Source organism: Kribbella sp. NBC_00359 (assembly GCF_036097425.1).
GTDB lineage: Bacteria > Actinomycetota > Actinomycetes > Propionibacteriales > Kribbellaceae > Kribbella.
The window spans coordinates 5,488,186-5,511,668 of the sequence record NZ_CP107975.1 but is presented as its reverse complement, the minus strand read 5'-3'; the positions used below and the strand labels follow the sequence as shown (position 1 = coordinate 5,511,668).

The 23,483-nt window shown below is 69.2% G+C and carries 24 protein-coding genes; 7 read left to right on the top strand and 17 right to left on the bottom strand.

Annotated elements, in window-relative coordinates; genetic code table 11:
• Positions 1-5 precede the first annotated feature (5 nt).
• The 4 genes from OG876_RS26990 (at position 6) to OG876_RS26975 (ending at position 3,354) form a co-directional block, all read left to right on the top strand.
• Complete coding sequence (locus OG876_RS26990; RefSeq protein ID WP_328519433.1) at positions 6-974, top strand: asparaginase; 969 nt, start codon at positions 6-8, stop codon at positions 972-974.
• A gap of 193 nt (positions 975-1,167) precedes the next feature.
• Complete coding sequence (locus OG876_RS26985; protein ID WP_328519432.1) at positions 1,168-1,557, top strand: group I truncated hemoglobin; 390 nt, start codon at positions 1,168-1,170, stop codon at positions 1,555-1,557.
• Between the two features lie 7 nt (positions 1,558-1,564).
• Positions 1,565-2,704, top strand: coding sequence for a globin domain-containing protein (locus OG876_RS26980; RefSeq protein WP_328519431.1), 1,140 nt, complete (start codon positions 1,565-1,567; stop codon positions 2,702-2,704).
• Positions 2,701-3,354, top strand: coding sequence for a DivIVA domain-containing protein (locus tag OG876_RS26975; RefSeq protein ID WP_328519430.1), 654 nt, complete (start codon positions 2,701-2,703; stop codon positions 3,352-3,354). The genes OG876_RS26980 and OG876_RS26975 overlap by 4 nt, the downstream gene beginning before the upstream one ends.
• Here OG876_RS26975 and OG876_RS26970 read toward each other — a convergent pair.
• The 7 genes from OG876_RS26970 to OG876_RS26940 all read right to left on the bottom strand — a co-directional run bounded on the left by OG876_RS26970 (position 3,347) and on the right by OG876_RS26940 (position 11,957).
• Positions 3,347-4,558 (bottom strand): RNA polymerase sigma factor, encoded by a 1,212-nt coding sequence (locus tag OG876_RS26970; RefSeq protein ID WP_328519429.1) that lies wholly within the window; start codon positions 4,556-4,558, stop codon positions 3,347-3,349. The two genes, OG876_RS26975 and OG876_RS26970, sit on opposite strands and share 8 nt — an antisense overlap.
• A complete protein-coding gene (locus OG876_RS26965) occupies positions 4,539-4,943 on the bottom strand; it encodes a YciI family protein (RefSeq protein WP_328519428.1) in 405 nt (134 codons plus the stop codon). The genes OG876_RS26970 and OG876_RS26965 overlap by 20 nt, the downstream gene beginning before the upstream one ends.
• A 64-nt stretch (positions 4,944-5,007) precedes the next feature.
• Positions 5,008-6,195: a signal recognition particle-docking protein FtsY gene (gene ftsY / locus OG876_RS26960; RefSeq protein ID WP_328519427.1), complete on the bottom strand. Its 1,188-nt coding sequence runs from the start codon at positions 6,193-6,195 to the stop codon at positions 5,008-5,010.
• 43 nt (positions 6,196-6,238) lie between these two features.
• A complete protein-coding gene (gene cydC / locus OG876_RS26955; protein WP_328519426.1) occupies positions 6,239-7,879 on the bottom strand; it encodes a thiol reductant ABC exporter subunit CydC in 1,641 nt (546 codons plus the stop codon).
• Positions 7,876-9,501, bottom strand: coding sequence for a thiol reductant ABC exporter subunit CydD (gene cydD / locus OG876_RS26950; protein WP_328519425.1), 1,626 nt, complete (start codon positions 9,499-9,501; stop codon positions 7,876-7,878). Before cydD ends, cydC begins: the two co-directional genes overlap by 4 nt.
• A complete protein-coding gene (cydB, locus tag OG876_RS26945) occupies positions 9,498-10,514 on the bottom strand; it encodes a cytochrome d ubiquinol oxidase subunit II (protein ID WP_328519424.1) in 1,017 nt (338 codons plus the stop codon). Before cydB ends, cydD begins: the two co-directional genes overlap by 4 nt.
• A 24-nt stretch (positions 10,515-10,538) precedes the next feature.
• A complete protein-coding gene (locus tag OG876_RS26940) occupies positions 10,539-11,957 on the bottom strand; it encodes a cytochrome ubiquinol oxidase subunit I (RefSeq protein WP_328519423.1) in 1,419 nt (472 codons plus the stop codon).
• A 78-nt stretch (positions 11,958-12,035) separates the two neighbouring features.
• On the opposite strand from OG876_RS26940, the gene OG876_RS26935 reads away from it, so the two are divergent.
• The gene (locus tag OG876_RS26935) at positions 12,036-12,428 is read left to right on the top strand and encodes a BlaI/MecI/CopY family transcriptional regulator (RefSeq protein WP_328519422.1); all 393 of its coding nucleotides are present in this window, start codon (positions 12,036-12,038) and stop codon (positions 12,426-12,428) included.
• Positions 12,425-13,330: a M56 family metallopeptidase gene (locus tag OG876_RS26930; RefSeq protein ID WP_328519421.1), complete on the top strand. Its 906-nt coding sequence runs from the start codon at positions 12,425-12,427 to the stop codon at positions 13,328-13,330. The genes OG876_RS26935 and OG876_RS26930 overlap by 4 nt, the downstream gene beginning before the upstream one ends.
• On the opposite strand, the gene OG876_RS26925 is transcribed toward OG876_RS26930, so the two are convergent.
• The 5 genes from OG876_RS26925 to OG876_RS26905 form a co-directional block, all read right to left on the bottom strand.
• Positions 13,323-13,883 carry a dihydrofolate reductase family protein gene (locus OG876_RS26925; protein WP_328519420.1) on the bottom strand — a complete coding sequence of 187 codons (561 nt, stop codon included), beginning with the start codon at positions 13,881-13,883 and terminating at the stop codon, positions 13,323-13,325. The two genes, OG876_RS26930 and OG876_RS26925, sit on opposite strands and share 8 nt — an antisense overlap.
• A 149-nt stretch (positions 13,884-14,032) precedes the next feature.
• A complete protein-coding gene (locus OG876_RS26920; RefSeq protein WP_328519419.1) occupies positions 14,033-15,127 on the bottom strand; it encodes a threonine aldolase family protein in 1,095 nt (364 codons plus the stop codon).
• Between the two features lie 39 nt (positions 15,128-15,166).
• Complete coding sequence (locus OG876_RS26915) at positions 15,167-15,859, bottom strand: anti-sigma factor family protein (RefSeq protein WP_328519418.1); 693 nt, start codon at positions 15,857-15,859, stop codon at positions 15,167-15,169.
• Positions 15,856-16,386, bottom strand: a complete 531-nt coding sequence (locus tag OG876_RS26910) for a sigma-70 family RNA polymerase sigma factor (RefSeq protein WP_442914027.1) — start codon at positions 16,384-16,386, stop codon at positions 15,856-15,858. The genes OG876_RS26915 and OG876_RS26910 overlap by 4 nt, the downstream gene beginning before the upstream one ends.
• 58 nt (positions 16,387-16,444) lie before the next feature.
• Positions 16,445-16,966 (bottom strand): COG4315 family predicted lipoprotein, encoded by a 522-nt coding sequence (locus OG876_RS26905; protein WP_328519417.1) that lies wholly within the window; start codon positions 16,964-16,966, stop codon positions 16,445-16,447.
• Positions 16,967-17,052: 86 nt separating this feature from the next.
• On the opposite strand from OG876_RS26905, the gene OG876_RS26900 reads away from it, so the two are divergent.
• A complete protein-coding gene (locus OG876_RS26900; protein ID WP_328519416.1) occupies positions 17,053-17,376 on the top strand; it encodes a nuclear transport factor 2 family protein in 324 nt (107 codons plus the stop codon).
• A gap of 40 nt (positions 17,377-17,416) precedes the next feature.
• On the opposite strand, the gene OG876_RS26895 is transcribed toward OG876_RS26900, so the two are convergent.
• The 5 genes from OG876_RS26895 to smc all read right to left on the bottom strand — a co-directional run bounded on the left by OG876_RS26895 (position 17,417) and on the right by smc (position 23,397).
• Positions 17,417-18,439 carry an alcohol dehydrogenase gene (locus tag OG876_RS26895; protein ID WP_328519415.1) on the bottom strand — a complete coding sequence of 341 codons (1,023 nt, stop codon included), beginning with the start codon at positions 18,437-18,439 and terminating at the stop codon, positions 17,417-17,419.
• Between the two features lie 73 nt (positions 18,440-18,512).
• A complete protein-coding gene (locus OG876_RS26890; RefSeq protein ID WP_328519414.1) occupies positions 18,513-19,079 on the bottom strand; it encodes a TetR/AcrR family transcriptional regulator in 567 nt (188 codons plus the stop codon).
• A gap of 47 nt (positions 19,080-19,126) precedes the next feature.
• Positions 19,127-19,531: a type II toxin-antitoxin system VapC family toxin gene (locus OG876_RS26885; protein WP_328519413.1), complete on the bottom strand. Its 405-nt coding sequence runs from the start codon at positions 19,529-19,531 to the stop codon at positions 19,127-19,129.
• Positions 19,524-19,802, bottom strand: a complete 279-nt coding sequence (locus OG876_RS26880) for a type II toxin-antitoxin system Phd/YefM family antitoxin (RefSeq protein ID WP_328519412.1) — start codon at positions 19,800-19,802, stop codon at positions 19,524-19,526. Before OG876_RS26880 ends, OG876_RS26885 begins: the two co-directional genes overlap by 8 nt.
• Before the next feature lie 49 nt (positions 19,803-19,851).
• Complete coding sequence (gene smc / locus OG876_RS26875) at positions 19,852-23,397, bottom strand: chromosome segregation protein SMC (protein ID WP_442914026.1); 3,546 nt, start codon at positions 23,395-23,397, stop codon at positions 19,852-19,854.
• Between the last annotated feature and the right edge of the window lie 86 nt (positions 23,398-23,483).

The window sequence follows — 23,483 nt, the reverse complement described above, 5'->3', positions numbered from 1 at the left end:
TGGTAGTGAGCATCGCATTGTTCACCTTGGGCGGCACGATCGCCATGGCCGGCGGCCACCGGCTGACCGGCGAGGCGCTGGCCGCCGCCGTCCCCGGCCTTTCCGAGCTGGGCCGGCCCGTCGAGATCCAGGACATCGAGGCAGTGCCGAGTGCCAACCTGACCGCCGCGAAAATGCTCGAGGTCGTCGACGCGGCGTCGAAGGCCGTGGCCGCCGGTGCCACCGGTGTCGTGGTCACTCAAGGCACCGACACTCTGGAGGAGACCGCGTTCCTGGTCGACCAGGTCTGGCCGCATCCGCAGCCGTTCGTGCTCACGGGTGCGATGCGCAATCCGAAGCTGGCCGGCCCTGACGGCCCCGCGAACCTGCTGGCCGCACTCCGCGTCGCCTGCTCCCCCGCGGCCCGCGACCTCGGCGCGCTGGTCGTGTTCAAGGACGAGATCCACGCTGCCCGGTGGGTGCGCAAGACGCACAGCACGAGTACGGCGACCTTCGTCTCCCCCAACACCGGTCCGATCGGTCATGTGGTCGAGGACAGCGTCCGCGTCCTCACGCGTCCACTACGCCTCGACGGCGTACACGGCAGTGCTGAGCCGGCCACGCTCGATGCGACCCGGGTAGCGCTCTACACCGTCACGATGGACGACGACGGCCTGCTGCTGCAGGGATTGCGCGATACACACCAGGGTCTGGTCGTCGCCGCCTTCGGCGTAGGGCACGTGCCGGCCGCGCTCGCGCCGGTGCTCGGCGAACTGGCCGCGACGATGCCGGTCGTCCTGACGTCGCGGACCGGAGCCGGCTCGGTACTACGCAACACCTACCGGTCCGTGGGCTCGGAGTCCGACCTGTTGCAGCGCGGCCTGATCGACGCCGGCTTCCTCGACCCCTACAAGGCGCGGGTGCTGCTTCGGTTGCTTCTGGCAACAAACGAGGACCCGGACGAGATCATCGCCGCCTTCGCGCAGTACCACTGATCATTGCCTTAGGCACCTTTCTGAATACGGACCAGTCAGTCTCTAATACCCCGGATCGGAGCGGCCAAACCGACTGTCACGAAGATCGGACGGATCGTGGCAATTCCGTAGCCTCAACTTGACCTCGGCGCCAGTTGGTGCTCGGATCGTTACGCTCGGGGACCCATATCGATGGTTTGGAGATGGTTGCGCCGTGGTCGAGCAGACACAGGCCAGCACGACGGGGAACAGTGATTACCAGGCGGTCGGCGGTGCTCCGGCGATCGCCTCGGTGGTAGATCTCTTCTACCGCAATGTCCTCGCCGATCCGCAGTTGTCCGGCTACTTCGCGGACAGCGATCTGGCCCGGCTCAAGCGGCACCAGGTGCAACTGGTCTCCCAGGTGATGGGCGGCCCGGTCTCGTACGACGGTCCGGCGCTGGCCGACGCGCACAAGGGCCGCGGCATCACCGCTGACGACTTCGGCAAGGTGGTCGTGCATCTGGTGGCGGCCTTGGAGGCGCACGACGTACCCGAGGACATCACCGGCCGGGTGGTGACAGCGCTGGGGGCCACCCAGGACGACATCGTCAGCGCGAACTGACCCGGGGATGGACCCGGCCGCTCTGAAGAGCAGCTGGGCATTGGTCGCCAAGGCGGGCGACGAGGTGCCGCTGTTCTTCTACTCCCACCTGTTCTTGTCCCATCCCGAGGTCCGGGAGATGTTCCCGGTCTCGATGGCCGCCCAGCGCGACAAGCTGGTCGGCGCCCTCGGCGCCGTGGTCAGCAACGCAACCCAACTCGACGAGGTGGTGCCGTTCCTGCAACAACTCGGCCGCGATCATCGGCGGTTCTCCGTCGTGGCCGACCACTACTCCGCCGTCGGCGCGTCGCTGCTCGCGACGTTGCAGCACTTCCTCGGCGCGGCCTGGACGTCCGAGCTGGCCGCCGACTGGGCCGAGGCGTACGGCCTGGTCGCGACCGTGATGGTTCAGGCCGCCGAGGACTCGGCGGAGAACTCCCCGGCCTGGTGGCCCGGCGAGGTCCTCGGGGTGGATCGACGCACGATGGACGTGACTATCGTGCAGATTCACCCGGAGCAGCCGCTCGACTATCGGCCCGGTCAGTCGGTGGCGATGGAGATTCCCTACCGGCCACGGCGCTGGCGCTACTACAGCCCGGCCAACGCACCGCGCAGTGACGGGTCCTTCGAACTGCACATCGGCCTGGTCCCCGGCGGCCAGGTCAGCGGCCCGGCGGTCCGGTCGCTGCGGCGCGGTGACGCGGTCCGGATCGGCGCTCCGGTCGGCGACACGCTGAAGCTTCCGGAGGACGACGGCCGGGACCTCGTGATGATCGCCGGCGGCACCGGACTGGCTCCGTTCCGGGCCATGCTCGAGCAACTGGACCGGCGCACGCCACCGAGCCAGGTCCCGCGGGTGCATCTGTTCCACGGGGCCCGGATGCCATGGAACCTCTACGAGCACAAGCAGCTGACCAGTCTCACCCAGCGGCCGTGGTTCAACTACACCCCCGTCGTGTCCGACGACACGTCGTACCCCGGGCAGCGAGGGCAGGTCGGCGCGATCGCGGCCGCCCAGGGGCCGTGGCCGAACCGCACCACCCTGGTGTGCGGCTCGCCCGCCATGGTCCGGCACACCGTCGCCGAGCTCACCGAAGCGGGTGTGCCGGCGACCGATATCCACACCGAATCTTTGGGGATCACGACCTCGGCAGGGAGTCAGCAGTGACGCGCCAAGACCCGTTCGCCCGGAGACCGGCCCAGTCGCCGTACGCCATCCGGAACCAGACCTTCGGCACTCGCCGGAAGGGCCTGGACCAGAGCGAAGTAATGGCGTACCTGGGCGAGCTGGCCGACCAGATCGAGTACGCCGATGCGGACCGGGCCGAACTGCGTGCCGAAGTCGAGCGCCTGCGCGCCAGTACGCCGGACGCGGATCAGCGGGCTCACATCACCGCGCACGCCGTCGGACTGCTCAGCCAGGCACAACAGATCTCGGACAACCTGGTGGCCGAGGCCGAGCAGTACGCCAAGGACCTGGTGGAGTCTGCTCGCACCCAGCAGCGGGACGCGCTGGCCCAAGCCAAGGAGTCGGTGGAATCGGCGGTCAAGCACATGCCACCGGGTGATGCCCCGGTGGCCGACCTCGAGTACGTCCAGACCTTCACCCGGGTGGCCCATGTGCAACTCCGGTCCGTCCTCGATGCATTGGCGGAGCAGGTCGATCGGCTCGGCAAGCTACCGCAGGTGCGGGCCGACGCGAGTACCGACGAAGCGACGCCTCAGGAGGAGGTCCTGTGGTGGACGGACCTGTCCGCCGCGGCCGACAACGCCGTGCTGGACACCCGGTCCGCGGCGGGCCATCGGCGGCCTATTTGATCCGCGGGAGCGCGGCTGCCTTCCTCGTGAGGTAGTCGCGCTCCGGCACACTCGTCGTACCGCGGGCGGCAGCGCGGAAGTGCTCCGCGGCGGTCGCGTGATCGCCGCGCAGCTCGTAGAGGTGCGCACGGGTGGCGTCCAGCCGGTAGTGGCCGGCCAGCTCCTCGTCGAGCGGTTCGAGGAGCTTCAGTCCGGTGTCCGGGCCGTCCACCATGGCGGCCGCGATAGCGCGGTTGAGCTTCACCATGGGATTGCCGGACAAGTCCTCCAGCAGGCCGTACAGCGCGAGGATCTGCGGCCAGTCGGTGTCCTCGGCGCGGTTCACCTCGTCGTGCAGTGCGGCGATCGCGGCCTGAAGCTGATACTCACCGAGGGGCGGCGTACTGAACGCTTCGACCGCTAGTGCCACGCCTTCCGCGATGTAGTCCTGGTTCCAGAGCGTGCGGTCCTGCTCCGCGAGTGGAATGAGCTCTCCGGCGCTGCCGGTGCGTGCGGGACGGCGGGCGTCGTTCAGCAGCATCAGCGCGAGCAGACCGGTGACCTGACCGTTGTCCGGCAGCAGTGCGTGCACAGTGCGGGTCAGCCGGATCGCCTCGCCGGAAAGGTCGCTGCGCTGCAGCTCCGGACCACTGCTGGTCGTGTAGCCCTCGTTGAACATCAGATAGAGCACGTGCAGCACGTTGCGCAGCCGTTCCTCGCTCGCGTCGAGCTCGAAGGCCGCCCCCTTGATCTTCTGCTTGGCCCGGCTGATCCGCTGCGCCATCGTTGCCTCAGGCACCAGATAGGCGGTGGCGATCTCGGCCGTCGTGAGCCCGCCGACGGCGCGCAACGTCAGTGCGATTGCCGACGCCGGGGTGAGGGCCGGATGGCAGCACAGGAACAGCAGCTGGAGCGTGTCGTCCCGCTCCTCGACGTCCTCCGGCGGGAGGTCTCGCAGCGCGGCCCGCTCTTCCCGGCGCCGCCGCGCCTGCACTTGCCGGACCTCGTCGATCAGCCGCCGGGATGCGGTCTGGATCAGCCATGCCTTCGGGTTGTCCGCCGTACCGTCCTTGGGCCACGTCAGCGCCGCCGCCAGCAGCGCTTCCTGGACGGCATCCTCGGCCGCGGCGAAGTCGCCGGACCAGCGGACGACCGCACCGAGGACCTGCGGCGTCATTTCACGCAGCAGGTCCTCGAGGCGATGCTCATTCGAAGACGTCGGCATCCGACTCCATCACCCGGCGGACCTCGATCGGCTGCTCGATCGGGATCCCGCCCGGACCGGGCGCGGCCGACTGCTCGGCCGCGATCTCCAGTGCGCGCTCCTCCGACTCCACATCGACCATCGTGTAGCCGGCCAGGACCTCCTTGGACTCGGCGTACGGCCCGTCCGTCAGCACCGGCGCACTCACGCTGGAGGCGCGGACGACCTTGGCGTGCTGGGGCCAGGTCAGCGCCTGTGCCTCCACCAGTTCGCCACTCTGCCGCAACCGCTCCAGGTGGTCGCTCAGGAACTGCATGTGGGCCTTGATGTCGGGCTCGTCCCACTCCAGCATCGGCGTGTCGACGTTGCCGGGGTCGTAGTTCATCAACAACAGGAACCTGGTCATGTCATCTCCTCCTCGAAGGCCACTTGCCCGGAGGACGAAGCCGCCGCTGCCGCCTCTACATGCCTCAGTCGAGCAATGCGTCGACGAACTGCTCAGCGTCGAACGGTGCCAGATCGTCCGGTCCCTCACCGAGGCCGACGAGCTTGACCGGTACGCCGAGCTCGCGCTGCACCGCGATCACGATGCCGCCCTTCGCCGTACCGTCCAGCTTGGTCAGAACGAGGCCGGTGACGTCGATGACCTCGGCGAACACGCGCGCCTGGGTCAGTCCGTTCTGGCCGGTCGTGGCGTCGATCACGAGCAGCACCTCGTCCACCTCGGCAGACTTCTCGATCACCCGCTTCACCTTGCCGAGCTCGTCCATCAGTCCCGTCTTGGTGTGCAGCCGGCCGGCGGTGTCGACCAGTACGACGTCCGCCTCCTCCTCGATGCCCTGCTTGACCGAGTCGAAGGCGATGCTGGCCGGGTCGCCACCCTCAGGCCCACGAACCGTCCGTACACCGACCCGCTCACCCCAGGTCTGCAGCTGATCCGCGGCCGCGGCCCGGAACGTGTCCGCCGCACCCAGTACGACGTGCTTGTCCTCGGCGACCAGTACGCGCGCCAACTTGCCGATCGTGGTCGTCTTACCGGTCCCGTTCACGCCCACCACCAGGACGACGGCGGGCTGCGAGTCCTTGCGGCTCACCTTGAGCGAGCGGTCCAGCGCCGGGTTGACCAGGTCGATCAACTCCTCGCGGAGGATCTCCCGGGCCTGGTCGCCGCTCACTCCTTCCACCCGCATCCGGGTCCGCAGCTTCTCGACCAGCTCCTGCGTGGGCGCCACTCCGACGTCCGCGGTGATCAGCGTGGTCTCGATGTCATCCCACGTCTCTTCGTCCAGCTTGTCCCGCGACAGCAGCGCGAGCAGGCCCTTGCCGAGCGAGCCCTGCGACCGCGCCAGCCGGGTACGCAGCCGGACCAGGCGGCCCTGTGCGGACTCCGGCTTCTCGATCGTGGCGGTCGCGGCCTCCGGCAGCTCGGCGTCCTCCAGCGTCCGGGTCGGCGTGTCCCGCGGTTCCTCGGCGTCCTCGCCGACCTTCGGCTCCGCGGTGTCGATCGACGCCGGCTGAGCGGCCGGCGGCAGCTCGGCCCTCCGCCGCCGGGTGACGACGAGTCCGGTGGTACCGGCGACCACGACGGCCGCGATCACCACGATGATGGCGATCAGGGCCTGGTCGGTGAGCAGAGTGACGAGCTGTGGGGTCAACACGGTTCCCCATCTTGACAGACGCCCGGCCCGCCGCCTGCATTCGTTACGTCAGGCACACCAGCCGTCGCGGTACGTGATCCGGCACCAGCTCAGGCCGATGGGTGAGGAGAACGACCGTACGGCGATCGGCCGCGGCGAACAGGTCCGCCAGGAGCGCGCGACCGGTCTCCTCGTCCAGGTGTTCGGTCGGCTCGTCCAGCACGAGTACGTCGCGGTCGGCCAGGAGCAGCCGGGCGAAGGCGAGCCGCTGCCGCTCGCCACCCGACAGCCTGGCGCCATGCTCGCCGACCATCGTGTCGAGCCCGTCGGGCAGCTTCTCGACGAACATCCCGAGCCGCGCCCGGTACAGCGCCTTCCAGAGCTGCAGGTCGCTCGCACCCGGCTTCGCGAGCAGCAGGTTCTCCCGGATGCTCGTGTCGAACACATGACTCTCCTGCGTCAGCAGGCCCACCACGGACCGGACCTGATCGCCTTCGAGCCTTGCGAGGTCCACACCGTCCAGGAGCACCTCACCACCTCGCGGCTCGAGGAACCGCAACAGCACCGCCGCCAGCGTGCTCTTGCCCGAACCACTCGGCCCGGTGATCACCACTCGGCTCCCGGCCGGCATGTCGAGGCTCAACCCATCCAGTACGTCGTTGTCGTCGTACCCCACCCGCAGGAGCCTCACCTCGAGGCCGCGACCGGTTGGCAGCGGTTGCGGGGCCGTTGGCTCGGTCACCGGCTCCTGGCTGTCCATGAGCTCCTGCACTCGGCCCAGTGACGCTCGTACCCGGATGGCGAGCTGTGCGGCCGCCGGGATCCCGCCGAGCACGTCGGCGAGTACGAGTGGCGTCAGCACCAGTACGGCGAACACGGCGCCGGTGATGTGGGCCGTACTGCCGAGCACCAGGGCCGCCACGCTCGCACCGCCTACGCAGAGGACGAGTAGAGCGCTGCCCAGGCCCGTGCTCCACGCTGAACGGCGCTCGGCTGCGGCCAGTCTGGCGTCGCTCTGGCTGAAGGAGTGCAGGACGTTGTCGATCGCGTTGAAGGCGACCACGTCACCTGCAGTCAGCAGAGTCTCGGTGGCCGCGGCGGCGACATCGCCTCGTGCGCCAGCGATCTTCTGCTCGGCACGCTGTGCGGTTTTGGCTGTCAGCCACGGCACGAGCGTGCAGGCGATGAGGACGGCCAGTGCGACGGCGGCTCCGGCCGCGGGGAGCAGGACAGCAAGCAAGGCGACGGTCGCGGCCGCAGTCAACGCGGCGACCGCCACCGGCAGCACGACCCGCAACCACAGGTCGAGCACTGCATCCACGTCCAGCACAAGCCGCGCCAGCAAATCTCCCTGACGCCGCGACGTCACCCCGCCCGGCGCCAAGCGCTCCAGCCGCCCGGTGATCCTCGCCCGGGTCTCCCCCAAGACCCGGTACGCCGCGTCATGCCCCACCAGCCGCTCGGCGTAGCGGAACACCCCACGCCCGACCCCGAACGCCCGCACCGCCACGATCGGCACCATCAACAACAACACCGGCGGCTGAGCCGAAGCAGCCGTAATCAACCAAGCCGAGGTAGCCAGCAGGGCCACAGCCGACCCCGCAGCCGCAACCCCCACGAGCAGCGCGAGCCCAAGCCGCCCCCACATGCGCCCCTCGGGACGCACCAGCCCCCACGCCCCGTGTGACGTGTCCGCTGTCTTCATGCATTCACCAGCTCTCGGGCTCCTACGGTGACTGCTCGGTCGGCGGCGGCGATCAAAGCAGGGCGGTGGGCAACCATCAGCACCGTCCGGCCGCCAGCACGCAGCCCGGCGATGACCGCGGCCTCCGCATCCGCGTCCAGTCCCGCGGTCGGCTCGTCCAGCAACAGCACAGGCGCATCTGTGATCAGCGCACGCGCTAGAGCAACCCGACGCTGCTGACCGCCCGACAGCAACCGCCCCTGCTCCCCCACTGCCTTGTCCAGCTCCAGTTCACTCGCCCCAGCCGCGATGAGCGCCAACCGCACCTGGTCGTCCGACGCATCTGGCAACCCGAGCCGCACGTTGTCCGCGACCGTCCCCAACCGCAGCCCCGGACGCTGCGGCACCCACGCAAACTGCCGCCTCCACACCGTCGGTTCGAACTCGTCCGCCGCACTGCCGCCAACCACGACCACACCCCGCTCGGGCTCGACGAAGCCCAGCAACACCGACAGCACCGTCGACTTCCCGGCACCACTCGGACCCGTGAGCGCGACGACCTCGCCCGGCCGGAGCTCCAGGTCGAAGCCGTCCACTGCCGGCTCGTCGCGACCCGGGTACCGCACGGTCACGTCGTACAGAGAGAGCGGGCTCAGCCGCAGATCCGGTACGTCGATGCGGTCGCCGCGCTCGGGAAGCGGAGTCTCTAGCACGCGGAACACCTCTTCACTCGCGGCCACCCCATCGGCGCTCGCATGGAACTGCATGCCGACCTGGCGCAGTGGGAGGTACGCCTCCGGCGCAAGGATGAGCACCATCAGCGCTGTCTCCAGTCCGAGCTTGCCGTCGATGACTCTGAGGCCGACACCGACTGCGACCAACGCCACCGAGATGCTGGCCAGCAACTCCAGCGCCAGCGACGACAGGAACGCCAGCCGCAGACTCCCCATCGACGCGACCCGGTGCTTGTCGGTCACCCGTCGTACGGCGGACTCCTGTGCCTTGGCGCGACCGAACAGCTTCAGTGTGGGCAGTCCACCGACCACGTCGGCGAAGTGATGCGCCAGTACGGCGAGTGCGTGCTGGCGGCGCCGGCTGTGGGCCTGCGTAGCCCAGCCGATCAACGCCATGAAGATCGGGATCAACGGGAGAGTCACGAGTACGGTCCCCGCTGCGATCAGGTCACCGGTCGCCATCCACCCGATCACGCCGGCCGGTACGGTCGCCGCGAGTACGAGCTGTGGCAGGTAGCGGGCGAAATACGGGTCCAGGTCGTCGAGTCCCTTGGTGAGCAAGGTTGTCAGCGCACTACTGCGTTCACCGCTCAGCCAGACCGGCCCGAGCTTCAACGAGTGCTCGAGGACCTGCCGCCGCAGCGTCGACTTCACCGCAGCCGCGGCCCGCTGAGCCACCACCTCCTGCGCCCACACCAGCAACGCCCGCCCCACGACCACACACGCCAGCCCCCAGGCCACGCCGGCAACCGCACTGCCCCGTAGCACCACTCCGGCGATCCCGTGTGCCAGCAACACGGCCTGCACCACGATCAGCACCCCACTGGCGACACCGATCAGCACCGACGCGGCCAGGAAGACCCGGGCGCCCCGGGCCTTCCGCAGCAACCGCGGGTCGAGGGGCTTCATGAGCTCGGCGCCCCTGAGGACACCGGCACCGGATCGACAGTGATGCGCTTGCGGAACACCCAGTAGGTCCAGCTCTGATACAGGATCACCAACGGCAGGAAGATCCCGGCAATGATCGTCAACACCTTCAACGTGTACGGCGTTGACGCGGCATCGACTGTTGTCAATGTTGATTGCGGATCAAGTGTTGACGGCATCACGGCCGGGAACATGGCGGCGAACAACGACACCACGGCCAGCCCGATGGCCACCGCCGTACCCAGGAAGGCCCACCCCTCGCGTCGCCGCAGGTTCGCCACCAGACCGGCCGCGAACGCGACGACGGCAACGATCGCCACGATGATCGAGGCCTTGTCGCCACGCAGCGCCTGAGCCCACCAGAGGAAGGCGATCGCCAGTACCGCCGCGATCAAGCCGGCCCGCGAGGCCAGGGCGTTCGCGCGCCGCCGGAGGTCGTCCGTGGTGCGAAGAGCCAGGAAGATCGCGCCGTGTGCGACGAAGACCGCGGCGAAGGTGATCCCACCGAGCAAGGCGAACGGACTCAGCAGTTGCCCGAAGTTGCCGACGTACTCGAAGGAGTTGTCCAGCGGTACACCGCGGACCAGGTTGGCGAAGGTGATCCCCCACAAGACCGCCGGGACCACAGACCCGATCGTGATCAGCACGTCCATCCGGCCGCGCCACCACAACTCGTCGCGCTTACCGCGGTACTCCAGTGCGACCCCGCGCAGGATCAGCGTCACCAGGATCGCGAACAGCGGCAGGTAGAACCCGCTGAACAACGTCGCGTACCACTCCGGGAACGCCGCGAACGTCGCCCCGCCGGCCACGATCAGCCACACCTCGTTGCCGTCCCAGACCGGCCCGATCGTGGTGATCACCGCCCGCCGCTCGGGCTCGTTCCGGCCGAGCACCCGCAACAGCATCCCGACCCCGAAGTCGAATCCCTCGAGCACGAAGTACCCGGTCCACAACGCCGCGATCGCGATGAACCAAACCGTCGTGAGTTCCATCAGAAAGCTCCTCAGTCCGGATGCTCAGTAGGCGAAGGACAGGGGCTTCTCGGCCTCGTCCGTCGAATCGTCCGGGGAGTCGGGTCCCGCGGGTCCGTCCGTCCCGGCCAGGCCGCCGCGGATGGTCCGGAACATCAGCTTCACCTCGACCACCGCGAGCGCGCCGTACAGAACGGTGAAGCCCACGAGCGACGTGATCACCTCGGCACTCGTCGTCCCCGGTGACACACCCGATGCCGTCGGCAACAATCCGAACACCAGCCACGGTTGCCGACCGGTCTCGGTGAAGATCCAGCCGAAGCAGTTCGCCGCCAGCGGCAGCAGCGGCAGCGGGATCGCCAGCCAGACCAGCCACCGGGCCGGCGCCCGCCCCCGGCGCGTTGCCCAGAGCAACCACAGCGCGATCGCCGCGGATGCCATCCCGACCCCGATCATCAGCCGGAAGGTCCAGTAGGTCAGCGGGATGTTCGGCTTGTACGACCCCTGTCCGTACAAGTGCTCGTAGGCGTCCTGCAGCGAGTTGATCCCCTTCACCTGCCCGTCGAAATGGCCGGTGGCCAGGAACGACAGCAGGTACGGCAGCTTGACCGAGAAGATCTCCTTCGACCCGTCCAGCGTGCCGACGGTGAGGATCGAGAACGAGGCCGGCTTCTCGGTCTCGTACAGCGCCTCGGCCGCGGCCATCTTCATCGGCTGCACCTCGGTCATCACCTTGCCCTGGAAATCTCCGCTCACCGCCACCCCGGCGCCGGAGACGAGCACGATCACGGCCCCGATCTTCAGCGCCGTCCGGAACACGTCCCGGTCCACCCTCGGCCGCCGTACCAGGTGCCACAGCGCGACGCCGGCGACGAACGCGCCGCCGACCATGAAGGCGGCGAAGATCGTGTGTGGGTAGGTGACGAGGACGACCTTGTTCGTCAGCACTGCCCCCAGGTCCGTCAACTCCGCGCGGCCACGGGCGGCGTTGTAGCGGAAGCCGACCGGGTTCTGCATCCAGGAGTTCGCCGCGAGGATGAAGTACGCCGACAACTGCGAGCCGAGCACCACCATCCAGATGCACCCCAGATGCACCAGCTTCGGCAACCGCTCCCAGCCGAAGATCCACAACCCGATGAACGTCGACTCGAGGAAGAACGCCAGCAGCCCCTCCAGCGCCAGCGGGGCGCCGAACACGTCCCCGACGAAGCGCGAGTAGTCGCTCCAGTTCATCCCGAACTGGAACTCCTGGACGATGCCGGTGACCACACCCATCGCGATGTTGATCAGGAACAGCTTCCCGTAGAACTTGGTCAGCCGCAGGTACTTCTCCTGGCCGGTCCGGTACCACGCGGTCTGCAGCCCGGCGGTGATCGCGACCAGGGAGATCGTCACGGGGACGAAGAAGAAGTGGTACACGGTGGTGATCGCGAACTGCCAGCGGGCCAGATCCAAGGTGTCCACGGCACGGCCTCCCCATCTACGACATGACGTAGTAGATGCTAGCGCTCATCTACTACATTGCGTAGTTATACTGGTCACGTGGCGAGCGATGACAAGGCCCCGCGCCCCCTGGGCGACCTGGAGCGGCTGGTGATGGAGCGGCTCTGGGCTGCCCCGGCCGCCCTGACCGTGCGGGAGGTGCACGAGCAACTGGCGGGCACCCGGGAGCTCGCGTACACCACGGTGATGACGGTGCTCGACCGGCTGGCGAAGAAGAAGCTGACCGAGCGGGAGCGCGACGGCAAGGCCTGGCGGTACCGGGCCGCCGCACCGCGCGAGGAGCTCGCCGCCGATCTGATGCGCGACGCCCTCGACCGCGCCGGCGACCGGCGCGAGGCCCTGGTCCGCTTCGTCGGCCAGGTCAGCGACGAAGAGGCCGCGCTGCTGCGGGAGGCGCTGAGCCGGTTGGACAGTCAGGAGAAGGCCGGGTGATCACCCCGATCCTGCTCGCCGCCCTCGCGCTGATCTTGACCGGCCCGGCGCCGGCCCTGCTGGCGCGATCGAGCTGGCCCTACAAGGTCCCGCGCGCCGCCGTCATCCTTTGGCAGGCATTGGCGCTTGCAGCAGTGCTGGCCGCACTCGGTGCGGGCATCGCCATGTCCTACTCGGCCGCGGGCGAGCCGGGAGAACCACGCTTCGACCCGTCGTCACCGAGGGACCTCGTGGCCGCACTGATTCTCGCCATGACCGCACTGGTTCTGGTGCGGCTCGTCTGGGCCGCCGGACATGTGGCGGTCGGGACGAGGGCACGCCGCAAGCATCACCGCGACCTCGTCGACGTACTGGCCACGCCCGACGGCCTGATCCCCGGCCTGCGCGTCCTGGCCGAGAAGACCCCGCTCGCCTACTGCCTGCCCGCGTTCCGCGGCGCCCGCGTCGTCGTGTCGGTCGGTGCGCTCGACAGACTCGACGACAGCGAGCTCGCAGCAGTACTCGCGCACGAGCAAGCCCACCTGCGCGCCCGCCACGACCTCGTGCTGGAGGCCTTTACCGCCCTGCACCAGGCCTTCCCCCGCAGGGTCCGCAGCGAGGTGGCGCTGGAGCAGGCCCGCACCCTGGTGGAACTCCTGGCCGACGACGACGCCCGCCGCCGGAGCGGACCACGCCCACTGGCCAACGCGCTGGTCGCACTGGCCGGTGCCCCCGCACCTCAGGCCGGCCTGGCGGCAGCCAGATCGGCGACAGTACTGCGAGTCCAGCGCCTGGCCGAGCCCGAGCTGGGCAACACGTGGATCGCGGCTGCCACGTACACCATGGCGGCCGCTGTCCTCATCCTGCCGACAGTCACTGTCGCGGCCCCGCTGGTCCGGGCCATCGTCAACGCCGTCAGTTAGCCGGCCGGTAGCGGACGAGGACGCCGCCCTCGGCCCACGGCCTGGCTTCGATCAGCTCGAGATCGACCGGCGAGTTGCCGCTCGGGAACGCGCTCTTGCCCGCGCCGAGCAGCACCGGGCAGATGCGCAACTGCACCTCGTCGACGAGTCCGGCCTGCAGCAAGGAGTGGAACAGCGAGATGCTGCCCCACAAGATGATGTCCTTGCCGTCCTGCTCGGCCTTGAGTGCGCGCACCGCGTCGATGTCGCGGACCACCAGCCCCGGCTCGTAGGGACCCCACGGAGCGCTCTCGAGGGTCGTCGACACGACCACCAGGTGCAACGCGTTCAGCTTCGGCGCGATCACCTCGTCGGCCGACGCCTCGGTCGGCCAGAACGTCACGAACAACCGGTACGTCTCGGCGCCGAGCAGCATGGTGTCGACACTCTCGAGCAACGCCAGATTGTCGTCGTCGGCCTGCCCGGCGATCTTGTCGAAGAACTCCAGCCCACCGTCCGGCCCGGCGGCGTACCCGTCGAGCGTGACGTACTCCTGAAAGATCAGCCGCCTCATCCAGCGAGGCTACCCGAAATGTTTCCCCTCACCCCGGGCGACGGCCAGCAGCACGAGCCCCGACAGAACCAGCAGAACCACCATGGTGACGACGAATGTCAGCACATCTCTCCCCGAATCCCAGCCCCAACTCACTGACCATGACGTACTCAGCGCGCCAGAAGTTCCCCGAACGCCTTGGCGATCTCGTCGACCTGCCATTCCAGCGTGGCCGGCGACACGACCAGCTCGACCCACGACCAGCCCGGTACGTCGGCCGGCTGCCAGCGACCGCAGATCGACTCGCGTGTCGTCTCCATCCGCTCGACCGCGGACAGCTCGATCGCCTCGGCCGCGCGCGGCGCGTAGAGCCGGAACGAGTTGCTGTGCGGCGGCTCCGGGAAGACCCGGAATCCCTCGCTCTGCAAGGCCATCGAGAGCTCCACGGCCCGCTGATGCAGATCGCCCATCACCGGGAGCACCGTCCGCAGTCCCTCCCGCGCGGACACGGCGTACGGGAACAGCGAGTAGAGGTTGCCACCCAGTCGCCGCTGCCACCGGCGTACTTCGGCGATCACGTCCTCGGGGCCGGCCAGCGCGGCGCCGCTCACGCCACCCAGCACCTTGTAGAACGAGACGTACACCGACGAAGCGAGTGCGGCGACCTCAGCCAGGCTGTGCTCCAAGTACGGCGTGCTCTCCCACAACCGAGCGCCATCCAGGTGCAGTGGTACGCCGCGCTCCGCACAGGACTCGGCGAACACCACCAACTCGTCCCACGACGGCAGGACGAACCCCGCGTCGCGCAGCGGCAGCTCCAGCGTCACCGCGGCCAGCTTGCCTGGAATCGCGGCCAGCTCGTCCGGCCGCGGCTGCCGGGGCTCGGACGTGAGTCGCTCGATCCGGAGGTGGTGCACCTCCTCGAGAGCGTTCAGCTCGTGCACCAGCAGGTGAGAGAGTCCGTGCACGGCGACCCGGCCGGTCCCCGCGCGATCGGCGTACACCCGCAGGACGCTCTGCTGGGCCATGACGCCGGTCGGCAGGAACACTGCCGCGGGCTTGCCCAGCAGCTCCGCCACTTCCTGCTCCAGCGCGGCGACCTCACCACCGCTGCCGTAGCTGTCGGTCTCGCCGTCCGTCGCGACCTCTGCGAGCTGCCGCAGCCTGTCCGGCACACTCACCCGGCGATGGGACAGCCAGCGCTCGCAGTTGTCGGCCGCCGCCTTACGCCGGGCCCGGAGGTCGTCGGAGGTAGTAGTCGCCACGGCCCCATCCTCTCGCGCCGCGCAACCGAGTTCGACCACTCAGACTGTCGCGGTGACCACGTGCTCCCCCTGGATGGTCTTGATCTCCACTGAGCGCACCTGATCGAGTGGCACCAGGACTCCGCCGCCGAATTCGCTGCCGTCGCGGGCCGCCTTCGGGGACACCACCCAGCTGCCAGCGATCCAGGTCTTGCCCGTCGTGTCGGTGACGTACATCTGGCACTCGGCCCCGGCCTTCAGGCCCGTGATGCTCACCCGGATCCAGCTCCACCCGGCCCGTGGCTCCACAGTCGTCGCCATCGTCGTACCGGTGTTGGTATCGGTCGCGGTGGCTTCCTTGTAGCCGGCCGCGGGTTCATTGGCCTGCGGTACCGTCGACCGGCCGAGGGCTACGCCTGCACCGAGCGCACCGGCCACCAGAACCAGCGCAGCGGCGACCAGCAGCCAGCGGGACCGCCGCTTGACCCGAGCCGGCGCCTGAACAGGCTCGGGAGTCAGCTCCCGCACTTCACGCAGCGTGCGCTGCAGCAGGAGGTCGCCGCCCTCGGGCGGACCCTCCAGGAACGCCTCCGGCGGCACCTCACCGAGGAAGCCCTTCATCTCCTCCAGCTCGGCCAGTTCGGTCCGGCACTCGGCGCACGTCGCCAGGTGCTCGTCGACTTCCTGGACCTCGGCCGGCTCCAGTGCACCCAGGGCGTAGGCGCCCAGTTGCGTACGGTCGTGCTCACTCATCGGGCCACCTCCGCTTCATGTCCGGCCATCACCGCGCGCAGAGCTCGGAGGGCGTAATGCGATCTCGATTTCACGGTACCGGGCGGGACGCCCAGTTCCTTTGCGGCCTCGGCCACCGACCGGCCGCGGTAATACAGCTGCACCAGCACCTCTCGATGCTCCGGCGACACCTTGTGCAGTGCCTCCAGCACCACCATGGTGTTCACCACCGACTCGGAGTGATCACTTTCCACCGGCGGCCGGTCCTCGACGTCCGCCACCTCGGCCGGCCGCACCGCTCGGGCCCGGGCCCGGTCGGTGACGATGTTCCGTGCCACCGTCAGCAACCAGCCGCGCACCGATCCCTTGCCCTCGGTCAGGTCGCCGGCGTGCTTCCACGCCCGGACCAGAGTCTCCTGGACGACGTCCTCCGCCGCGGCCCTGTCACCGGTGAGACGGGTCGCATACGCCAGCAGGCTGCGCCCGTGTTCGGCGTACAGGGTACGGATCAGCGTCTCGGCAGCGTCCGGCCCCGGGTAGTCACCCACCGTCCGTACGATAGGGGATTCCCCGCCGTTGGCAATGGCGGGGATCCACCCGAGGCTCTCAGTAGCCGTTGCCATTGCCGGAACTGGACGGCTGGGTGGTGATCTTCTTGCCGTCCGCGCCCACGGCCCACCAGGTGCCGCCGACCGCCTGGCCGTTGGCGTCACCGGCTTTGGCGTCACTCGCGAACAGGTACAGCGGCAGCCCCCCGATAGCCAACTGCTTGCTGCCGTCAGACCTGGTGACCGTGCTGACCAGGGACGCGTCGATGCCGTCCAGCTGCGGAGTCCCGTCACCGGCTGTCACGGCCGGCCACTTGGCCAGGCAGCCACCCTCGCAGTTCGACTTGCCGGAGGTGTCCTTGTCGAAGACGTACACGGTCCGCCCGTTGCCATCCACAACGACTTTGCCGAGCCCGCCGACGTCGGCCGTCGCCAGCTTCGCCTCCCCGCCCGCGGCCCGGCTGGCGGCCGGCGCCGAACTCGCGCCGGAGCCCGAGCTCGAGTCGTTGCTGCCACCGCAGGCGGTCAGCCCGGCGAGGCTGAGCGCAACCACACCGATCACACCGCCCAGTCGCTTCATCAGATCCTCCTCGGTTGACTCATCGTCACCCCGCACACGTGCGGAACCGGCGACCGGTTCAATCGGGAGGGATATCGTCTGGAGCCATGAGCCAAGAGATCCCGGCCGCGGTCCAGCGCGCGCTCACCGCGATCGACGAGCAGGACAACGACGCGTTCGTGGCGGCCTTCGCCGCCGACGGCTACGTCGACGACTGGGGCCGCCAGTTCCGCGGTCACGACCGGATCCGCTCCTGGAGCGAGAACGAGCTGATCGGCAAGCGGGCCACCTTCACCGGCACCGAGGTCTCCACCCCGGGCAACCCGCTCACGATCGTCACCCAGGTCGGCGGCGACGGCTTCAACGGCCCGTCCCACTTCACCTTCGACGTCCGGGCCGACCAGCTCGCCTCGATGACGATCACCGCCTGATAATTGCCCGAGGCAAGCATGGCGCCGGCCGGGACGGTGGTCAGGCGCCCGTGGTCAGGACCATCCGGAAGCGGGCTGCGCCGGACATCATCCGGGCGTACGCGTCGGCCGCGTGCTCGAGGGGCACGCGCTCGACCATCGGGCGGACGTCGTTGGTCAGCGCGAAGGCGAGATTCTCCTCGTTCTCGCTCGGGGTGCCGGTGAGCGACCCTTCGATCGAGCGGCCACCGAAGATCAGCGACCCGGTCGTCACCTCGATCGGGTCGGTCGCCGCACCCACGACGATCAGCTTGCCGCGGAGACCGAGACCGTCGATCAGCGGCGTCATCGAGGCACCGCTGGCGGCGGTCGCCACGATCACCCGGGCACCTCCGAGCTCCTGCAGCGCCTTGCCCGGGTCCACGGCCGCACTGTCGACGTACTCGCTTGCGCCGAGCTTCAGCGCGAGCTCACGCTTGTCCTCGCCCCGCGCGATCGCAACCACGCGCAGCCCGAGCTTGGCGGCGTACTGGATCGCCACGTGGCCGAGTCCGCCGATCCCCTGCACGGCCACGAGGTCGCCGGGTCGCGCCGCGCCCTTGCGCAGTCCGTTGAAGACTGTGAGCCCGGCACACAACAGCGGCGCCGCCTCAGCCGCATCAAGCTCCTCCGGTACGGCGACCAGCCCACTGGCCGGCGCGGTCAGGAACTCGGCGTACCCTCCGTCGATCGAGTCGCCGGTGATGGGCTGGTTCGAGCAGTAGACGAAGTCGCCGCGGCGGCAGTTGGCGCAAACGCCGCACGGGCCGGCCAGGTACCCGACACCGACGCGCTGACCGACGGACCACGTGGTCACGCCGTCTCCGAGCGCGTCGATCCGGCCGACCACCTCGTGTCCGGGGACGATCGCCGTACCGGCCGCGTGGTTGCCGAAGAGGTTGTGCACGCCGACGACATCGCTGTGACAGACGCCGCAGGCCTCGACGGCGATCCGCACCCGGCCGGGGCCGGGGTCGGTCAGTTCGCGCTCGACCAGCGTGAACGTGCCGTCCTCGACGGCCTCGATCGCACGGTAGGTGGTCATGACTACTCCTTAAGACGGTCGGTCATCTTGAAATGGTCGAACGAAAGCCGCCCGAACGTCGGGCGGCTTCGGGTCAGGCGAGCAGAGCGTCGAAGGTGACGGCGAAGAAGATGTCGAAGGCGTCCGCGGTCTTGTCCGCGCGCGCCTGCAGCAGGGTGCCCTCCCAGGCGCTCATCAGATAGCGAGCGGTCTGCTGCGGGTCGAGCGACGCCCGGATCTCTCCGGCCGCCTGCCCCGCCGCGATCACGTCGCCGAGCAGCGCCGACCATTGGTGGAAGCCGCCCTTGACCCGCATCCGCAGCGTCTCGCTGTGGTCGACGATCTCGGCACTGAAGTTGCCGAACAGGCAACCGCGGGCGAAGTCCGGCAGACCGTCCCGGAGGAACTCGAAGTGCCGCCGGATCCGCTCCACCGGCGGCACCGCCGGGTCGGCCAGGTCACCGAGCCGCAGGGAGTCGCCGTACCGGTCGAGGGCCACGGTGGCGAGCGCTTCCTTGCTCTCGAAGTGGTTGTAGAACGACCCCTTCGGAACGCCGGCCCGATCGGTGATGTCCTTCACCCCAGCCGCGTTGAACCCCTTCTCCCGGAACAGATCGACCCCGGCCCCAAGAATCTCTTCCTTCATACTCCGCCGCGCCATGCACCTAATATGACCGGTCGTCTCAGATTACGCAAGCCGCAAGGCGATCAGATCGCCCGGACGGTCAGTACGTTCTCGAGCCCCTTGAAGTCCGCCGCGTTGCGTGTATACAGCGGCAGGTTCCGGCTCGAAGCGATGGCCGCGATCATCAAGTCCATCCGCCGAGGCCGCGGATCACGGCCGGCCGAGATCACCAGCGCAACCAGCGTGCCGTAGCGAGCCGCGGCGTCACCGTCGAACGGCAGCGCCTCGAAGTCGGAGACCGCGGCCCCCAGCACCTCGGTGCGCGCGGCTCTCGTAGCCGCGTCCTTCGCCATGGCGACACCCTGATGCAGCTCTGCGAGGGTGACTGCGGTGAGCTCGGGGTACTCCGGCAGTGCGTCAGGCTCGATCAGGCCGAGGTCGATGTACGCGCAGGTATCCAGTACGCCGGAAGCCGACGCTTCACTCACCGCTGCGCTCCCAGGGATCGTCGTCGCCAACCCGGTCCTCGGTGCCGAAGATCTCGTCCGCCTCCTGGCGCATCAGCGCGGCATCGACCCGGGGCAGCCGACGATGCCGAGTCACCAACTCCTGCGCACTCAACCGTCGGCGCCTGTGCAAGGGACGCAACTCGGCGACCTCGGTACCGTTCCGGGTGATGTGATAGGTCTCCCCCGCCTCTACAGCGTCCATCACTGCCGCAGAGTGATTGCGGAACTCCCGCTGGGTGATGATCTTCATACCACCAGCGTAGCCCCGTGAGACACAGCTCGCTACACCCGCTGAAGACCTAGACCGGTTCGGGTTCGCGGATTCGTTGGGAGATGACGGAGGAGACGCCGTCGCCGCGCATGGTGACGCCGTAGAGGGCGTCTGCGACCTCCATGGTGCGCTTCTGGTGGGTGATGACCAGGAGCTGGCTGTTCTCGCGGAGCTCCTCGTAGAGCTCCAGCAGGCGGCCGAGGTTGGTGTCGTCGAGCGCCGCCTCGACCTCGTCGAGGATGTAGAACGGCGACGGACGCGCCTTGAACAGGGCGACCAGGAACGCGACCGCGACCAGCGAGCGCTCGCCACCGGACAGCAGCGACAGCCGCTTGACCTTCTTGCCCGGCGGGCGCGCCTCGACGTCGATGCCGGTGCCGAGCATGTCGTCCGGATCGGTCAGTACGAGCCGGCCCTCACCACCCGGGAACAGCCGGCTGAAGACGTGCTCGAAGGCGACCTCCACGTCGCGGTAAGCCTCGGTAAAGACCTGTTCGACCCGCTCGTCGACCTCCTTGACGATGTCCATCAGGTCACGCCGGGACTTGCGCAGGTCCTCCAGCTGCTCGGACAGGAACCGGTGCCGCTCCTCCATCGCCTCGAACTCCTCCAGCGCGAGCGGGTTGATCCGCCCCAGCTGGTTTAGCGCGCGCTCGGCCTGCTTCAGCCGCTTCTCGACCTTGGTCCGGTTGAACGGCTCGGCATCGAGCTCCGGCGTGTCGTCGTCGCCCTCCTTCGGCAGCGGCGGCACCAGCTGATCCGGCCCGTACTCCGCGACCAGCGCGTCGACCTCGATACCGACCTCGGCGAGCGCCTTCTCGTACAGCTGCTCGAGCCGCATCTTCTGCTCGGCGCGCGCCAGGGCGTCACGGTGCACGGTGTTGGTCAACTGCTCCAGGTCGGAGCTCAGGTTCCGCGTTGCGGACCGGGCCTGCGCCAGAGCCTGCTCGCGGTCCGCCCGCTGCGCCTGGATCGCCGACCGCTCGGTTGCAGCCTGCTGCAGCGAGGACTCCAGCCGGGCCAGCACGTGCCCAGCGGCCAGATGGACGGCCTGGGCCGCCTCCGCCTGGCGAGCACGCCGTGCCGCCCGCGCGATCGCCCGGGCCCGCGCCTCACGCTCCTGCCGTGCGGCGCGCTCCAGCGAGTCGGCCCGGCCGGACAATGCCCGGGCCCGCTCCTCGGTGGTCCGCAGCGCGAGCCGCGCCTCCATCTCGGCCGCGCGACCCGCCTTGGCCGCCTCGGCCAGCCGGTCACGCTCCGACGCGTCCGGCTCGTCGCCATCGTCGTCGAACGCCTCCGCGTCGATCAGCCGCTCTTCCAGCTCGGCCAGGCCGGACAGGTTCCGGTCGCGCTCTTCCTCGGCCGCCGCGATCGCCTCGGCCATCCGCTGCGCCTCGCCGCGGGACGCCTTCGCCAGCGACCCGAAGTGCGCCAACTGCTCGGCCACCGCCGCCATCGCCGCGTCCGACTCGTGCAGCCGGGCCAGCGTGATCTCGACGGACTCCTTCTGCCGGGCTCGCTCGTCCTCCAGCGCAGCCAACTCGAACCGCAGCCGCTCGCTCCGCGCGGTCGCCTCGGTCAGCTTCTCCGCCGCCTCGTCGACCGCAGACTGCACCTCGATCAGGCTGGGTGCCGCGTCCGAGCCGCCGTACGCGAAGTGAGCCCCGAGTACGTCGCCACCGCGGGTGGTGCAGGTGATGTCGGGAAGGTTCCGCAGGAGCGACCGAGCGGCGGGTACGTCGTCCACCACGGCGACCTTGCGCAGCAGCCGCCGCAACGCGGGCCGCAGGGTCTCAGGGCAGTCCACGACATCCACGGCGTACGACGCTCCGTACGGCAGCGGCGGCCACATCGCGTAGTCGTCGGCCGGGGCGTCACCGAGGAGCATCCCGGCTCGGCCGAGATCGTGCTGCTTCAGGTGCCCGACCGCCTGCAGAGCGGCCTCGGTGTGCGTCACTGCGACCGCGTCGGCGGCCTCGCCGAGCGCGGCCGCGATGGCTGTCTCGTACCCGGACCGCACGCTCAGCAGGGCGGCCACGGAACCCATCAGGCCATTGACCTGCTCGGAGGCGGCCAGCAGGGCGCCGGCGCCGTCCTTGCGGTTCAGACCGAGCTCCAGGGCTTCCTTGCGCGCGGACAGACCGGTGCGCTCACGCTCGGCGTCGCGCTCCTCGGCCCGCACCTTCGCCAGGCGCTCGTCCATCTCGTCGAGGACCGCCTGGGCGGCCTCGTACTGGTCGTCGAGCCCCTTCTCACCGGCATCCAGCCCGGCGACCTGGGTCTCCAGCGCGGTGAAGTCGTGCTGCGCCTTGCCCGCGCGGGCCTCGGCCTCGCGCATGTTGCTGGCGAGCCGGCCGATCTCGGACTCGGCGGCGGCCGCGCGGCTCTTCAGCGCGTTCACCTGGCCGGTCAGCCGGGCCAGGCCCTCGCGGCGGTCGGCGGCGGCCCGGATCAGCGCGGAGATCCGGCGCTCCTCCTCGGCCTCCTGGGATTCGAGCTGCTGGCGGCGCTCGACGGCCTCGGCGAGCAGCTCCGAGTGGGCCTCGACCTCGGCCTCGATCTGCGCCTCGGTCTCGCGGACCCGAGCGGCCTCCAGCTCGAGCTCCTCCGGGTCGCGCCCCGGGCGCGGCTCCTCCGCCTCGTCGTTCAGCGACCGGATCCGGTCTGCCGCGATCCGCGCCGTGCCTTTGATCCGCTCGCCGAAGCCGGACAGCTGGTACCAGGTGTCCTGGGCGGCCTGGAGGGCCGGAGCGTCCTCGCGCAGGGCGTCCTCGAGCTCGGCCTCCAGCTCGCGTGCCTCGCGCAGCTTCGCCTCGGTCTCGGTCCGGCGCTGGGTCAGCGCAGCCTCATCGCGAAGCTCGGCCTCGAGAGCGGACTGGGCCTGGACGATGTCGTCGGCGAGCAGCCGGGCCCGCCCGTCGCGGACCTCCGCCTGGATCGTCACCGCGCGCCGTGCAACTTCTGCCTGGCGCCCGAGCGGCTTCAACTGACGGCGGATCTCGGTGATCAGGTCGCCGAGGCGGTGCAGGTTGCCCTCGGTGGCCTCCAGCTTCCGGATCGCCTTTTCCTTGCGCTTGCGGTGCTTCAGGACGCCGGCGGCCTCCTCGACGAACCCGCGCCGGCCTTCCGGCGTGGCGCGCAGGATCGAGTCGAGCTGGCCCTGGCCGACGATGACGTGCATCTCGCGGCCGATACCGGAGTCGCTGAGCAGTTCCTGGACGTCGAGCAGGCGGCAGTTCTGGCCGTTGATCTGGTAGTCGGAGCCGCCGTTGCGGAACATCGTCCGGCTGATCGTCACCTCGGCGTACTCGATCGGCAGCGCGCCGTCGGTGTTGTCGATGGTGAGCACCACCTCGGCGCGGCCCAGCGGGGCGCGGCCGGAGGTGCCGGCGAAGATGACGTCCTCCATCTTGCCGCCGCGCAGCGACTTCGCGCCCTGCTCGCCCATCACCCAGGCGAGGGCGTCGACGACGTTGGACTTACCGGAGCCGTTCGGGCCGACGATGCACGTGATGCCCGGCTCGAAGTTCATCGTCGTGGCCGATGCGAACGACTTGAAGCCTCGGAGCGTCATGCTCTTCAGGTACAAAGCGAAGCTCTCCAACCCGTGAAAGGACAGACGATACCTAAGGAACCGTCGTAACTGCTCGTGACGCTGCC

Excerpts from the sequence above, each read along its gene's own strand:
- cydC (WP_328519426.1), bottom strand. The coding sequence starts at position 7,879 with ATGAAGACAGCGGACACGTCACACGGGGCGTGGGGGCTGGTGCGTCCC.
- OG876_RS26925 (WP_328519420.1), bottom strand. The coding sequence starts at position 13,883 with ATGAGGCGGCTGATCTTTCAGGAGTACGTCACGCTCGACGGGTACGCC.
- OG876_RS26970 (WP_328519429.1), bottom strand. The coding sequence starts at position 4,558 with ATGCCGACGTCTTCGAATGAGCATCGCCTCGAGGACCTGCTGCGTGAA.
- OG876_RS26900 (WP_328519416.1), top strand. The coding sequence starts at position 17,053 with ATGAGCCAAGAGATCCCGGCCGCGGTCCAGCGCGCGCTCACCGCGATC.
- OG876_RS26965 (WP_328519428.1), bottom strand. The coding sequence starts at position 4,943 with ATGACCAGGTTCCTGTTGTTGATGAACTACGACCCCGGCAACGTCGAC.
- OG876_RS26905 (WP_328519417.1), bottom strand. The coding sequence starts at position 16,966 with ATGAAGCGACTGGGCGGTGTGATCGGTGTGGTTGCGCTCAGCCTCGCC.
- cydD (WP_328519425.1), bottom strand. The coding sequence starts at position 9,501 with ATGAAGCCCCTCGACCCGCGGTTGCTGCGGAAGGCCCGGGGCGCCCGG.
- OG876_RS26890 (WP_328519414.1), bottom strand. The coding sequence starts at position 19,079 with ATGGCGCGGCGGAGTATGAAGGAAGAGATTCTTGGGGCCGGGGTCGAT.
- OG876_RS26980 (WP_328519431.1), top strand. The coding sequence starts at position 1,565 with ATGGACCCGGCCGCTCTGAAGAGCAGCTGGGCATTGGTCGCCAAGGCG.
- OG876_RS26915 (WP_328519418.1), bottom strand. The coding sequence starts at position 15,859 with ATGAGTGAGCACGACCGTACGCAACTGGGCGCCTACGCCCTGGGTGCA.
- smc (WP_442914026.1), bottom strand. The coding sequence starts at position 23,397 with ATGACGCTCCGAGGCTTCAAGTCGTTCGCATCGGCCACGACGATGAAC.
- cydB (WP_328519424.1), bottom strand. The coding sequence starts at position 10,514 with ATGGAACTCACGACGGTTTGGTTCATCGCGATCGCGGCGTTGTGGACC.
- OG876_RS26895 (WP_328519415.1), bottom strand. The coding sequence starts at position 18,439 with ATGACCACCTACCGTGCGATCGAGGCCGTCGAGGACGGCACGTTCACG.
- OG876_RS26880 (WP_328519412.1), bottom strand. The coding sequence starts at position 19,802 with ATGAAGATCATCACCCAGCGGGAGTTCCGCAATCACTCTGCGGCAGTG.